The organism is Helicobacter salomonis (genome assembly GCF_017979425.1).
Lineage (GTDB): Bacteria > Campylobacterota > Campylobacteria > Campylobacterales > Helicobacteraceae > Helicobacter > Helicobacter salomonis.
Genome location: NZ_JAERIS010000001.1, coordinates 92,349 through 104,561, shown reverse-complemented (window position 1 = coordinate 104,561; position 12,213 = coordinate 92,349). Strand labels below are relative to the sequence as shown.

The 12,213-nt window shown below is 45.3% G+C and carries 13 protein-coding genes and 1 pseudogene; 4 read left to right on the top strand and 10 right to left on the bottom strand.

The genetic code is table 11. The features are described from left to right. The 3 genes and pseudogenes from KCO92_RS00525 to waaF all read left to right on the top strand — a co-directional run. Positions 1-324: pseudogene (locus KCO92_RS00525) on the top strand (glycosyltransferase family 4 protein); the annotation flags it as partial. A gap of 23 nt (positions 325-347) precedes the next feature. Beyond that, complete coding sequence (locus KCO92_RS00520; protein WP_233710417.1) at positions 348-1,202, top strand: glycosyltransferase; 855 nt, start codon at positions 348-350, stop codon at positions 1,200-1,202. A 91-nt stretch (positions 1,203-1,293) separates the two neighbouring features. Further along, the gene (gene waaF, locus KCO92_RS00515; protein WP_104694993.1) at positions 1,294-2,289 is read left to right on the top strand and encodes a lipopolysaccharide heptosyltransferase II; all 996 of its coding nucleotides are present in this window, start codon (positions 1,294-1,296) and stop codon (positions 2,287-2,289) included. On the opposite strand, the gene KCO92_RS00510 is transcribed toward waaF, so the two are convergent. The 5 genes from KCO92_RS00510 to KCO92_RS00490 are packed head-to-tail and all read right to left on the bottom strand — an operon-like array spanning position 2,272 to position 7,316. Further along, a complete protein-coding gene (locus tag KCO92_RS00510; RefSeq protein ID WP_104694994.1) occupies positions 2,272-3,972 on the bottom strand; it encodes a tetratricopeptide repeat protein in 1,701 nt (566 codons plus the stop codon). The genes waaF and KCO92_RS00510 overlap by 18 nt on opposite strands. Before the next feature lie 9 nt (positions 3,973-3,981). Next, positions 3,982-4,560, bottom strand: a complete 579-nt coding sequence (locus KCO92_RS00505; protein WP_104694995.1) for a hypothetical protein — start codon at positions 4,558-4,560, stop codon at positions 3,982-3,984. Then, positions 4,557-5,432 carry an MlaD family protein gene (locus KCO92_RS00500; RefSeq protein WP_104694996.1) on the bottom strand — a complete coding sequence of 292 codons (876 nt, stop codon included), beginning with the start codon at positions 5,430-5,432 and terminating at the stop codon, positions 4,557-4,559. The genes KCO92_RS00505 and KCO92_RS00500 overlap by 4 nt, the downstream gene beginning before the upstream one ends. Continuing rightward, positions 5,417-6,199, bottom strand: a complete 783-nt coding sequence (locus KCO92_RS00495) for an ABC transporter ATP-binding protein (RefSeq protein WP_104694997.1) — start codon at positions 6,197-6,199, stop codon at positions 5,417-5,419. Before KCO92_RS00495 ends, KCO92_RS00500 begins: the two co-directional genes overlap by 16 nt. Before the next feature lie 7 nt (positions 6,200-6,206). After that, positions 6,207-7,316 (bottom strand): MlaE family lipid ABC transporter permease subunit, encoded by a 1,110-nt coding sequence (locus tag KCO92_RS00490; RefSeq protein WP_233709788.1) that lies wholly within the window; start codon positions 7,314-7,316, stop codon positions 6,207-6,209. A gap of 79 nt (positions 7,317-7,395) precedes the next feature. Between KCO92_RS00490 and KCO92_RS00485 the strand changes: the two genes are divergently transcribed. Then, positions 7,396-8,061 carry an outer membrane beta-barrel protein gene (locus tag KCO92_RS00485; protein ID WP_233709787.1) on the top strand — a complete coding sequence of 222 codons (666 nt, stop codon included), beginning with the start codon at positions 7,396-7,398 and terminating at the stop codon, positions 8,059-8,061. Here the strand turns inward: KCO92_RS00485 and KCO92_RS00480 are convergent. The 5 genes from KCO92_RS00480 to KCO92_RS00460 are packed head-to-tail and all read right to left on the bottom strand — an operon-like array spanning position 8,058 to position 12,207. Further along, positions 8,058-8,399 (bottom strand): branched-chain amino acid transporter permease, encoded by a 342-nt coding sequence (locus tag KCO92_RS00480; protein ID WP_104694999.1) that lies wholly within the window; start codon positions 8,397-8,399, stop codon positions 8,058-8,060. The genes KCO92_RS00485 and KCO92_RS00480 overlap by 4 nt on opposite strands. Then, a complete protein-coding gene (locus tag KCO92_RS00475; protein ID WP_199766147.1) occupies positions 8,396-9,067 on the bottom strand; it encodes an AzlC family ABC transporter permease in 672 nt (223 codons plus the stop codon). The genes KCO92_RS00480 and KCO92_RS00475 overlap by 4 nt, the downstream gene beginning before the upstream one ends. Continuing rightward, complete coding sequence (locus tag KCO92_RS00470) at positions 9,051-10,247, bottom strand: ABC transporter permease (protein WP_247598866.1); 1,197 nt, start codon at positions 10,245-10,247, stop codon at positions 9,051-9,053. Before KCO92_RS00470 ends, KCO92_RS00475 begins: the two co-directional genes overlap by 17 nt. After that, entirely contained in the window at positions 10,148-11,173 is a 1,026-nt protein-coding gene (locus tag KCO92_RS00465) for an ABC transporter permease (protein WP_233710418.1), read from the bottom strand. Before KCO92_RS00465 ends, KCO92_RS00470 begins: the two co-directional genes overlap by 100 nt. 44 nt (positions 11,174-11,217) lie before the next feature. After that, a complete protein-coding gene (locus tag KCO92_RS00460) occupies positions 11,218-12,207 on the bottom strand; it encodes an HlyD family secretion protein (protein ID WP_104695003.1) in 990 nt (329 codons plus the stop codon). Between the last annotated feature and the right edge of the window lie 6 nt (positions 12,208-12,213).

Genomic DNA, 12,213 nt, shown 5'->3' with positions numbered 1-12,213 from the left:
CTAGCTCTCTCAAGAGCTGGCCACCAGGTTTATGTCATCACAAGCAACTTGTTTAATCAACAACAATTGGCCAGAGGGGGCCCCACTCACTCCGTGTCCAGTGGTGATTTGAATAAAATTGCTATAGAAATAGCCCCCAATCTCTTTGTGATTGAATTTGCGATCAACTTTCATGGGAATGGATGGGATGGTGAGCTAGAAGATTATCAAAACTTTGTTGTTTCCTTTCCATGCGATCTGCTCGTCAATGTCTCTTTACTCACCTGGAACACAGATTTTATTTACGACAAACTCCCCAAACTCATGGCCAAGAAAAAATCCTGAGATCACATGGAGAACAGCCTTTCATGAGCATTTGCTTTGGATGGAAGCGTTTTTTCAAAGATGCGCTGAAGTTTATGTTGGTGCACTTGCGCCTAATGCCCCAGGGTACTTATCCATGGTGGCTTCGTTATCGACTTCAAAAGTTTCTTAAGTATTACGATTGCGTCTTCCTCTTGAGCCGGCACAGCCATGGGTATGATTACCTCAAACCTTATTGTACCAGCGTGAATATTTTGCCCAATGGGGTGTTTGAAAAGGATATTCACCCACCCAAGACATTGCTGAAAAGCTGTTTGCACAACACAACAACACAGCAACACAACAAATCATTAGAATGTCTTGTCAGTGAGCCCTATCTGCTCAATGTTTCTAACTACTACAAGGAAAAAGGGCAAGATTTTGTGCTCAAGGCCTACTATCTTAGTCAAGCAAACATTCCTTTAGTGTTTATAGGTTCTTTGAACGCCGATCGCACTTTAGAGAGCCTTCAAAGTCTCAAAACCCAATTAGACCAAGAACATGAATTCAAAGATGTGCGTTTTTTTTATAACTTGGAAAGAAATCAGGTGTTGGATTGTTTTAAAAAAGCCACTCTGTTTGTACATGGGAGTCGAGCTCCCTATGAGTCCTTTGGTTTAGTTATTCTGGAAAGCATGCAGTTTGGCACCCCCTTTGTTTGCACTGATGTGGGTGTCATTAGGGATTTATGCGCAGAATTAGTGGTTAACACGCCCTTGGAAATGGCGCATAAAATCGATGCACTCTTGGGCAATCCTCATTACTATAATCAAATCTCTCAGAAATTGCACGGTAAGATCAAGGAATATACATATGAAAATATTGTCAAAATAATAGAAGCTGTGGTACAAGAGCCCTGAACATGGCGGTGTTATTGCAAAAGATAGTTATAAAGGGCTGCCCGTGATTTTTACGCGCATTGGATTATCATTGAAATAAGAGAGGCTTAGGGTGAGGATTCTGCTGCGTTTACCTAATTGGTTAGGGGATTGCGTGATGGCGACGCCTTTAGTTGAGACCTTGAGGTCTCATTATAGGGATGCTTCATTTATTATGGTAGGTTCTGCAGTTGCTTGTGCGCTTTTTGAGCAAGATGAAAACACGCTGAGCATTCCTGACACGACCAAGCATGCCAAAAGCCGTGCCTGGGCTACCTACCAGCTTGCCAGGCGCATTGGCCCTTGTGATCTAGCCATCACGCTCACCAATCACTTTTATGGCGCGTTGTTGCTCTACTGGACCAGGAGCCCTCTGCGCATTGGGTATGCCCAATTTGGGCGTACATTTCTGCTCACCCATGCCCTCCCAACCCTCTTGCACGCCCATCAAGTGCAGCGCTACTATCACTTACTCTCTGTCTGCTTACCCCATCTTGATCCAACTCCACCTCCCCTTAAACTCCATGCCTCCACATCTAAAAAGTCTTGTAAGCGTATCGGTTTGAATCCTGGAGCCGCTTATGGGCGTGCGAAGCGTTGGAAGCCTGAGTACTTTGCCCTGGTGGGGACATATTTTCTTGAGAAAGGCTATGAGGTCTATCTCTTTGGCACACAAAAAGATTTAGAAGTGGTGGAGGAGATTGTGCGCTCAATCCCTCCAAATCAGCATTTACATAACCTATGCAACCAAACCACCCTGCAACAACTCATTGACACTCTAGCTACCCTTGCACTCTTGATCACCAATGACAGCGGGCCCATGCACATCGCTACAGCCCTGCAAGTCCCCCTAATTGCCCTCTTTGGCCCCACTGACATGCAAGAAACGCATCCATGGCAACATCCACACGCACGCTTAATCTCCAAAAACCTGCCCTGTGCTCCCTGTAAAAAGCGTGTCTGTCCGCTTAAAAGTGGAGGTCCCATAAAACCCCACGCCTGTATGGAAGATATCACCCCTGAAGAGGTCATTGAACAAGCACAGAAACTCCTAGCTGAGTTCCTTTAGAGATACTAGAGCCCCTTTGGCTCTTTTATTCCCTAGACTGGCTGCACGCTTAAAACATTCTAGAGCTTTGGGGATATCTTGTGCCACGCCCTCCCCTTGGTAATAGATCACCCCCATATTATACAAAGCATTGGAATTGCCCTCTTCAGCTGCTTTTTGAAAAAAAATGATGGCCTGTTGGATATTGCGCTCTACCCCCTCGCCCTTGCTATACATGACCCCTACATTGTAACAATCCTTAATGCTTCCCAACTGGGCGGCGCGGTGAAAGTAAGAAAACGCCTTGGGAACATCTTTCTCTACTTCCTTGCCTACATGGTAGAGTGATCCTAGATGATGCAATGCGCTCGCATTGTCCATTTTAGCTGCTTCCTGATAATAAAAGATAGCTTGCAGAATGTCTCGCTCAGTTCCCTTGCCATATTCGCACATGATTCCCAAGCTATAGTAGGCCTTGCTATCGCCCAATTTAGCGGCCTCTTGAAAATAAGAAAAGGCCAGTGCAGCATCCCTATCCACCCCCACACCCCTGTTATAAATCACTCCCAAATTGTAATTTGCCTTAGCATGTCCGAGTTTAGCAGCTTGCTGGAAGTAGTCGAGTGCCTTTTGTTCGTCTTTGGGCATCCCCTGCCCATTAACATAGACCACGCCCAAATTGTATAGGGTTTGTGCTTTTTGCTCACTCACCTGGGTATTCATGGCATTTAGATTGGCAAACGCGTGGGTGTCGCCTAAATCAGCCGCTTCTTTATAGTAGGCAATTGCCGTGTATTTGTCCTGCTCTACACCCTTGCCGGTGCGATAGAGGGTGGCTAAGCTGGAGAGCGCATCGACATCCCCCATTTCGCCTGCCTCCTGATAAAGCGCGATGGCCTTATCGATGTCCTTTTCTACTCCCTCTCCTCTCTCATACATGCTGGCTAAGGTGTAGGTGGCCTTGGTAAAACCAGCTTGTGCGGATTCTTTAAAAAGCTTGAGGGATTTCTCGATGTCCTTTTCCACCCCCTCTCCATTTTCATACATGATTGCCAAATTGTAACAAGCCCGTGCATTCCCTAAATCTGCAGCTTTTCGGAAATACTCAAGGGCCTTAGCATAGTCTTTGACGACACCTTGTCCAGCATAGTACATGCTTCCCAAACTCACTAAAGCTTTGGTACTCCCGCGCTCCATAGCGTGTTGATAAAATTCCAGGGCTTTGGCATAATCCACTCCCACTCCATTCCCAGTGCGATACATCAAACCCATGTAATTAAGCGCATTGACATCTTCCAAGCTTGCCCCGTGCTTGAAGTAATCTAAAGCTTTCTGATAGTCTTTTCTAACTCCTTTGCCTAGGTTATACATCACGCCTAAGTTTACAAACCCCTGACTATCTCCTAAATTTGCGGCTTGATGAAAATAATCTAGGGCCTTCGCATTATCTTGGGGCACCCCCCGTCCATTGGCATGCATCACACCTAAATAAATCAGTGCTCTGGAGCTACCCAACTCGGCGGCATGTTGGTAGCCGGCTAAGGCTTCTTCGTAGTGGCGCGCCTGATAAGCTTGATGAGCCATGACAAGGAATTCATTATAGAGACCGGACTGATCTTCTTCGTCCTTTGACTCTAAATCCTCCTGTAGAGCCTCTTCGAAGAGGTCCTGCGTATGAGTGACTATTCGTTCGTCTTCTTGCATCCACGATCCTTATAGGTTAGCTTTAACTTGCGTGATGATTTTAGCAATGGCTTGTGCACTGATCTGTTGCAATGCCTGGAGTGCTTCAGGGGGAATGTCCAATTCCTTGTCCTTAGATGTGAGGCTCACCTTTTGGCTTTCAAGGGCCATAAAGCTTTGGTTATTCATGTCTGCAGAGAGTACAATCTGTGCGCTGTAAGCCCCCTCGTGCTCAACAATTCCTAGAAAAAGGACATTGAGCTTCAAACTCACATGAGCGCTGTTAGGGGGTACACTCAGAATCACACATTGACGCATCGCTTCTAAGGTTAGCATGTTTTTAAGCATATTGGCAGGTAGGTCTGCAAATTTTTCTTTCACACTGCGTTCAATTTGTCCATTGGCGCGCTTGAGCAAAATATCCTTAGTATTCACAAGGTCTGCACCCAAAACCCCTATTAATGCTAGACTTTTAGGGTTTGCACATACAGAGGGAATTTCTTGCGTGTTGAGATCGTAGTAGCTGATTTCAGGCAGGGTCTGTTTGAGATTGAGATTCAAACAACCACCCAAGAAAGGCACTAGAATCCAACTCCATTTGGTTTTCATTTGTGCTCCCCAAAGAGAGTTTTATAAGGGTTGGCATCGAATTTATCCATGAACAAGGAGCCCTTTTGCACAAATTGATCAATGTTACGCAGGCTCAACTCTGCCTGCATCAATAAAGGTGTCAAGATAGTTTTCAAATCAAACTGCCCCTTTTGGACTTTGTGATCCACATCCAAAATCAATTGATCGCTATGCTGGATCAACTGATTACCTTTAGCCAAGAGAGTATCGCCCTTAGCAAAAAGCGTATCTGTCCTATCTAAAGTTTGGCGGGCCTTGACCAGTAATCGATCTAAATCTGCCTTGGTTGTGTCTAAACCTTGTGCCATTTGTTGCACAGAAGCAATGATCTTGCCAAAATTATTGATATTTTCAGGGCTTAGAATGCGATCGATACTTTTAATAATCCCTAACACCTCATTAGAGATATGCCCTGCACTATCGCTAAGCCTTTCTAAAAAACTCTGTTCGTAGTGTAAAATGCGCTCAGAGTCGTTTTTGCTGTAAAACTCCTTAGATTTACCCTGAATTAAGCTCAGGTATTTCAGCCCAACTAAGCTCTGAGATTCCACCTTGAGAGTGGCATCTTTGCTCACGGGCACCTTGCTTTTAATGTCAATGGCAATCTTGACAATTCCCAAGTGTTGGGGGTCAAATCCTACACTTCTAATCGTGCCTATTTGAATTCCTTTGTAGTTGATGGGCGTGTTAGCTCCAATGCCGCCTAAATCCTTGTCTGTGTAGACCACATAACGCAAATAATCTTCTTCTTTAAAGTTGACATGCCCTAACCATAGAATAAAGATAACCATACAAACCATGCATGCTAAAAAAATTCCCCCAATTAATGTGTAATTTACATGTCTTTCCAAAATTTTTCTCCTCGTGTCGAATTGAATAAATTCCCCTCTTCAAGAGGGATCTCCTTAGTTCTTTGCACAAACTCCTCCAAATTCCCATCAAAGCTGATCAAACCATCTTTGAGCATAATAAAACGGTCTACGGCGTTTTTGATTGAGTCTAAATCGTGTGTGATCATGACCACGGTAAGTTTCAAGGCTTCCTTAAGTGAAAGAATGAGAGCATCAAATTTATCGGCGGAGTAGGGATCGAGTCCACTCGTGGGTTCGTCTAAGAATAAAATGTCTGGGTTGGTCGCCATGGCGCGCGCTAACCCCACGCGCTTTTTCATCCCCCCGCTCAACTCATAGGGGTAGAGATGATAAACTTTCTTGCTCAACCCCACACGATCCAGCCACATCTTAGAAATTTCGATAATATTGCTCTTGGGATAAGCGCTGTGTTCCTCAAGCATAATGCCCACATTCTCTAGCACACTCAAGGAGCTGTAGAGTGCTCCAAATTGAAAGAGCATTCCGATGCGATGAAAGAGTTTGTGACGCTCTGAATCCTTAAGCTTCCAAATATCCATATCAAAAATACGAATTATGCCTTTGGTGGGCTTGTTGAGCAAGATCATGCTTCTCAAGAGCGTACTCTTCCCGCTCCCACTCCCTCCCAGAATCGCTAAGACTTCCCCCTTATAGACTGAGAAACTCACTCCTCTGTGGATAGTATGGTTGCCATAGGCAGTGTAGAGGTCTTTGACTTCGATTAAACGGGGAATATGGTGGATCATGGCAGGCCTACATATCAAGTCTGCTAAAGATAACAGAAAAGAGGGCGTTTAAGAAAATAATCCAAAAGAGTGCATTCACAACACTGATGGTGGTGAAGGTGCCTATAGATTCCGTATCACCCTTCACTTCAAAGCCACGCATACACCCCACTAAAGCGATGGCAAAGCCCCAAAAAGGCGCCTTGATAAGTCCCACAAAGAAATGTGTCAACCCTACATTTTCATGCAGGCGTGCTACATAGTGGCTAAAAGTAACTCCCAACTGGTATTTAATGGCCACCATGGCTCCCAGTAGTGCAAACGCATCGGCAATGAAGACCATCAAGGGCATCACAATCACTAGGGCTAAAACACGGGGCAACACCAACCACGCAAAGGGGTTAAGCCCCATGGTGTGCATGGCATCGAGTTCTTCTGTGATCTTCATTACCCCAATTTGGGCAGTGAAACTAGAGGCACTGCGCCCTGCGACCACAAGGGTTAAAATAAAGGGCCCCATCTCTCTTAAGGCCAGCTTGGCTGTCATTTCAATACTCATCAAGGGGAAGCCTAGCTCTTGGAGTTGAATTGCCCCTTGCAGCGCGATTGCAAAACCTACAACAAAAACGGTGAGAATACTCACAGGGAGGACCTTAAACCCACTCTCATAGATGTGGTGTATCAAGGGGGTGAAACACAAGGTTTTAGGCTTGATGATTGCATGCCCTAGAAAATAGAGCACCATTCCGCAAAAATTAAAGGTATTGAGCATGGTATTGACAAACGCCACTACACTCTTGCCCAATTTGTTTAAAGGATTGCGCTTAGGGCGCAATGCCTGTTCTCTGCGCAAAATGCTTGGATCTTCTCTAACCCAGCTCTCCACCACTTCCAACACACGCCCATTGTAGATATTGGCATTTACAAAGACGGGTTTTCTACGCCCTAAAAGATCGTAGAGTAACATTAAAAAGACAAAATCTAAACTTTCCACTTCCTTAAAGTCAATGGCCTTGATGGGAGGAGCATTTTTGATCACATGCTCTAATTGCTTTAGTGCATCTGCGGGGGTTTTAAAATCCCAATTGCCGCATAAAAAAAGCGTGTCAGATTTCACATAACCTACAGGTGCAATCACAAGGTCCCTTAACGCGAAAATAATCCACATTTAAATCATGGGGTCTGTGTGCTATTATACAATAAAAGCATAATGGGTAGTGGATTTGAGGTGTGTGCGGGTTGTCTTGTTGAGCTGGAGTTTAGAGATCGCTTTGGGCGCACAGGAAAGATGGCTACAAGAACAAGATACTTACGCGCGTCTTTACAATCAGTACCAGCAGCTGAAAATGAAAAATGGGGGGTATTTTGGCATGGGTTTTGGAGTCATCAACATCAAAAAGGACTATAAAAATACTAAATTAGAGAGTTTTCCGGCTATTTTGAGTGTTAAAGGGGGATTGCAAACTTTTTTCAGGAATTATATCGGCTTGCGGGGCTTTTTAGCGCTTGATTTGGCCACCTCCAGGGTTAACTGGCGTTCCAAGTACAATCCTTCCAATTCTTTCTACGGAGTGGTGAGTATAGGACTGGAAATACCCCTAGAAATCAGTCTATCACACTCATATAAACACTTTTTGGGCCTTTATGGGGGAGTGGGGATGGGGGCTGTGCTTTATGCCGATAACGCTAATTTTAGCCTCAAAGATAAACACTTTATCTACACCGCAGGCCTAATCGCCCAGGGAGGCATCACACTCACCCTTTATACCAAACACCGCATTGAACTAGGAGTCAAACTCTTGCCCACAAACAAAACCTTGCTCGCCTCTGAGCGCTTTGAAACCTCTTTAATGTTCAATTGCATGTATCTTTACAAATTCTAAAATAGACCATTGAGTATTTTGCTTTGCACCAATCCCATGTAGAGTGCTGTGCCCCCTATCACACTGAGTGCAAACACGCGAAACATCAGATGCAAGATCACGACACTTCCCGCTGCTAACACCTCATTAAGGCCATAAGGTGAACTAGAAAAGGGCGTATCCTTAAGGCTATAGACAATGAGCATGCCTACCACCCCCAAACTTAACACACGCCCCAAATAGAGTAACATTTTAGGTGCTGGGCGTTTGGCATTAAAAAGTAAAAAGGGAGAAACACGGATCAAGTAGGTTGTCCCCATTGCGATGATCAACGCTCCCCAAACATACAAATCGCTCATTCTAAACGCCTTTTAAACATGATAAAAAGACCTACCATGAGAATTAAAGTGGGCAAGAGAAAATGCACCTTACCAAAGAGGATAAAGCAGCCCAACGCGCTGAAAAATCCGATGAGAGCAGGGGCATGGCGTTTGGTGCTCTTCCATTGCTCAATAAAGATTACCAAAAAGGTCCCCACAACAATGAAAGAGATGCCCTCCACATTGAGGCTAAACCCATCTCCTAAGATCGCTCCTAGTGCTGTACCCGCGACCCAATAAATTTGATTGAGCAGGGCAATGGCAAGCGTAAAATCCTCCTGCGTGCTCTGCTTAGGCTTGGCAAAACTTAAAAGCATGAAAGTTTCGTCCGTAAGCGTGTGGGCTAGGTAGTAAATGCGCCCCCCTGTTTTACTAAAGGGTTCAAGCATAGAGATGGCATAGCAAATCTGACGAGCATTGAGTAAAGCCACCAACAGAAAGATATTGAGTAGGCTTGCGTGCACACTTAAGAGTCCCACCACTAAGAATTGCACCGCCCCCGCATAGATAAAAAGGCTCATAAACATGGCTACCCAAAAGCCATACCCCTCCTGCTGCACCAACACCCCAAAGGTTGCTCCCACCAAAATAAAACCCAATAGCATGGGTATGGTATGGGGGAAGGCTTCTTTAAGTGCGAGTTTCATGATTATTTCTAGAGAGTCGCCATGCTCCTAGCAGAGAGGCGCAGATTAAAATCCCCACTAAGGCAATGCAATGGGGTAAAGTGGTTTGCAGGGGCGCACCTAGTTGGTTGAACATGACCATTGCAGAAATGCCATGGTAGGCAGGCACGATTTGCAAAAGCGCATGTAGAAAGGATGGCAAAAGTTCTAAGGGCCAAATAAAACCCACCATAAATACTAGGGGCAAGGAGGAGAGTAAAATAATTTGAGTCGCTTGCATGGGCTTTCTTAAAAAAGTGCCTAAAACTACTCCGCAGCTTGCCGTAGCCATGAGAAATAGGGATGTAAACCCCAATAAAGCGGAGGGGTTAGCATGGATATGGATACCATAATAGGGGAAGAGCACCCCAAAATAAAGCAGGGCTAAAAAGATATAGATTACGCTAAAGCAGAGGCAACGCACCCAAACAAGACTGAGAGCCCCGAAAAAATGGGGAATAAAACGCGCTTGCGCACAGGTAAGCATGCTCGCCCCGATGAGCAAAGTTTGATGTAAAATAAAGATAAATACATTGGCAATCGCATAGTTGAGGTAACCCACTGAGGGGTTATACAAGGGAATAGTTTGTAAGGAAAGTAAATTATGTTCTTTGGCAATCTGGGCTTCAAAAAGGCTTTTATGGGTTTTGATCGCGTCGCTTAAAGCGTTAAGCACATCTATGCTTGCATTGGCAATCGCACCATAGATTAAGAAATAATTGGCGTTGGCGTAGAGTTCTACATGCACGGGGGTGCTGGTATAAATGGCGCGCTCAAAAAAAGCGGGCACTAAAATAATCCCAAAGACTTTCTCTTCTTCGAGTAATTTTTTGGCATCTTGTAGGGATTTAGGAAAATGAGCAATGTGAATACCCGGTGCGCTCTCTAACATAGCAATCAAACGCCTTGAGAGAGTGCTCTGATCCATGTCCACCAGTGCCACGCTTTGGCGCGTTACAATGTCGTTTTTGTAGGGTAGGGGGTAGAGAAAAGCATAGAAGAGAGGGCCTACAATAATGATAAAGCGCACTCCCGCGTGGGCGAAAATGGTTCTAAATTCTTCTAAAAACGCGTGCATGCTCTTTTCTCTTTCAAAGACCACAGACACAACCCCAAAGGTAAAAATAGAAGAAAGAAGCCCATTTTGAGCAGAGATTGCCATGCCAGCACTAGGCTATCGCTGTAAGTGGATAGGGCAATTAAAACCTTGATAAAATAACTCACTGGCAATAAAGAACCCCAAAATTCTCCTAACACGCCCATATTGCTCACCGGGTAGGTAACTCCCACAAAGGCGAGCGAGGGAGCGGTATAGGCGGCAATGGCTGAAGCACTTTTAATGGGATCGCCCAGCAAGGCATACAGGGCTAAAACTACACTGGAAACACTCAGTACCATGAGCACTACCCCGCCCAAGAGCACCCATAAATGTGCGTAATAGGGCTTTAAAAATCCCAGCATCAGTGCACCCCAGAGACTAAAAATCAGCGTATTCAGCCACAACACGCTGAGAGCTTGTTTAAGACTTTGGGCATGCCCTAGCAGATTGAGCATGCCCAACGCCGCTAAGATTTGCCACATGCAGGGCAAGATCACCCCTAGCAAGAATTGCGCGTAGTTATTAGTTTCGTTATAGAGAGGGTGAATATTGGCATGTAGGGGGAAGGCTAGAGCTTTGGCGGTGTTGAGATCGCCCTGCGTGCCTAAATTGGTGGCAACATCATTTTTTACATTCAAGGTCATGAGGGTTTGGGTGAACGCGCTAGCTATCGCCTTACCCACCAACACAAACTCGGCATTGTAATACAGCACAACGGGGGTTTTAATGCGTAGCTTGATGTGGCGTTCTAAACCTTTAGAGAACACCACAGCCCCATAAATTTTTTTACGATCTAAATCTGCTTTGGCATCGCTCAAAGAGGGGTAAAAATGTTGCAGGTCAAGATAACTGCTTGCATTGAGAGCACTGATAATCTCTTGACTCAAATGGCTGTGATCCAAATCCACGATCCCAATAGGTAGCTTGGTAGGGAGTTCTCTATAAAACACTCCCACCATGATCGCCCATAAGAAAAAGGGTGCGCCCAAGCACAAAATCCATGTAAATTTGTCTTCTCTTAATGTCTGCCACATTAGGGGTTGACCAACACGCTCATGCCCACCCGTAAGCGTGCTATCTCACTTAAAGGGGTTGCTTCAATGCTAAAGGAGCGCATGTCATAACTCTTGCTCGCGCTTGTGCTCTTCCATGTAGCAAAATCCCCCATCACACTTACATAGGTAACTTTGAAGTCCAAAGTCTGATCTAAAGCAGGCACATAACCCTTAAATACAGAGCCTACGCTAAATTTGCTCAAATATTTTTCAGGCACGCTGAGGTTGAGCCACGCGTGTGCGGTGTCGGTTACTAAGACAACGGGAAATCCTTTAGGGCTTAATTCTCCACTATAGAGCAACACATTGCTCACTTCCCCATCAATGGGACTATACGCGTTTTTATCGCGCAAAAATACCTGCACCTCATTAAGTTGTCCTAGAGCAGCCTGTTCCTTTTCTTTGGCGGCAATTTTGCTCTCATGACTAGCCCCCTCGCGCGCAAGCTGGTACTGCTCAAAAGCAGCCTGTTTGTGGTAGTTTGCACTTTGAAATGCGGCATAGGCTTCATCGCGTTTTTGCAGGCTTGCTACACCTTTGTCATAGAGTTCCTGCACGCGTCTATAGGTTTCCTCAGCTAAATTACTTTGGGCTTTGGCAGCTTGGTAGACATCGCGCGCACTTTTAATGGTCTGGCTACGGCTTCCCTTTAAGACCTCATCGCGCAGGGCTTGGGCTGCCTTATGGCTTGAGCTGGCTTGTAAAAGTTTAGCCTCGGCTTCGGGGCTGTGGATGCTAAAAACTAGATCGCCCTTTTTAATTTGATCCCCTTTTTTAACTGCCACGCTCTCAATGCGCCCAGCCAGTTTAGAGCTCACGCTGTATTCTCGCGCCTCAATGAACCCCTGCAAGCGTTCGACTCTATGGCTATAGGCTTGGTAGTAGAGGGTGCCTAGCCACCCTAGAATGCCTAAAATAAACAGAAGAGCAATAAAGAGAGTTAAAGATCGTCTTTGCGAGGTTACCATGCTGAT

Coding starts and splice junctions, on each gene's coding strand:
- KCO92_RS00520 (WP_233710417.1), top strand. CDS start 348: ATGAGCATTTGCTTTGGATGGAAGCGTTTTTTCAAAGATGCGCTGAAG.
- KCO92_RS00510 (WP_104694994.1), bottom strand. CDS start 3,972: ATGCAAGAAGACGAACGAATAGTCACTCATACGCAGGACCTCTTCGAA.
- KCO92_RS00505 (WP_104694995.1), bottom strand. CDS start 4,560: ATGAAAACCAAATGGAGTTGGATTCTAGTGCCTTTCTTGGGTGGTTGT.
- KCO92_RS00495 (WP_104694997.1), bottom strand. CDS start 6,199: ATGATCCACCATATTCCCCGTTTAATCGAAGTCAAAGACCTCTACACT.
- KCO92_RS00480 (WP_104694999.1), bottom strand. CDS start 8,399: ATGAGCGATTTGTATGTTTGGGGAGCGTTGATCATCGCAATGGGGACA.
- KCO92_RS00475 (WP_199766147.1), bottom strand. CDS start 9,067: ATGAAACTCGCACTTAAAGAAGCCTTCCCCCATACCATACCCATGCTA.
- KCO92_RS00470 (WP_247598866.1), bottom strand. CDS start 10,247: ATGGCAATCTCTGCTCAAAATGGGCTTCTTTCTTCTATTTTTACCTTT.
- KCO92_RS00460 (WP_104695003.1), bottom strand. CDS start 12,207: ATGGTAACCTCGCAAAGACGATCTTTAACTCTCTTTATTGCTCTTCTG.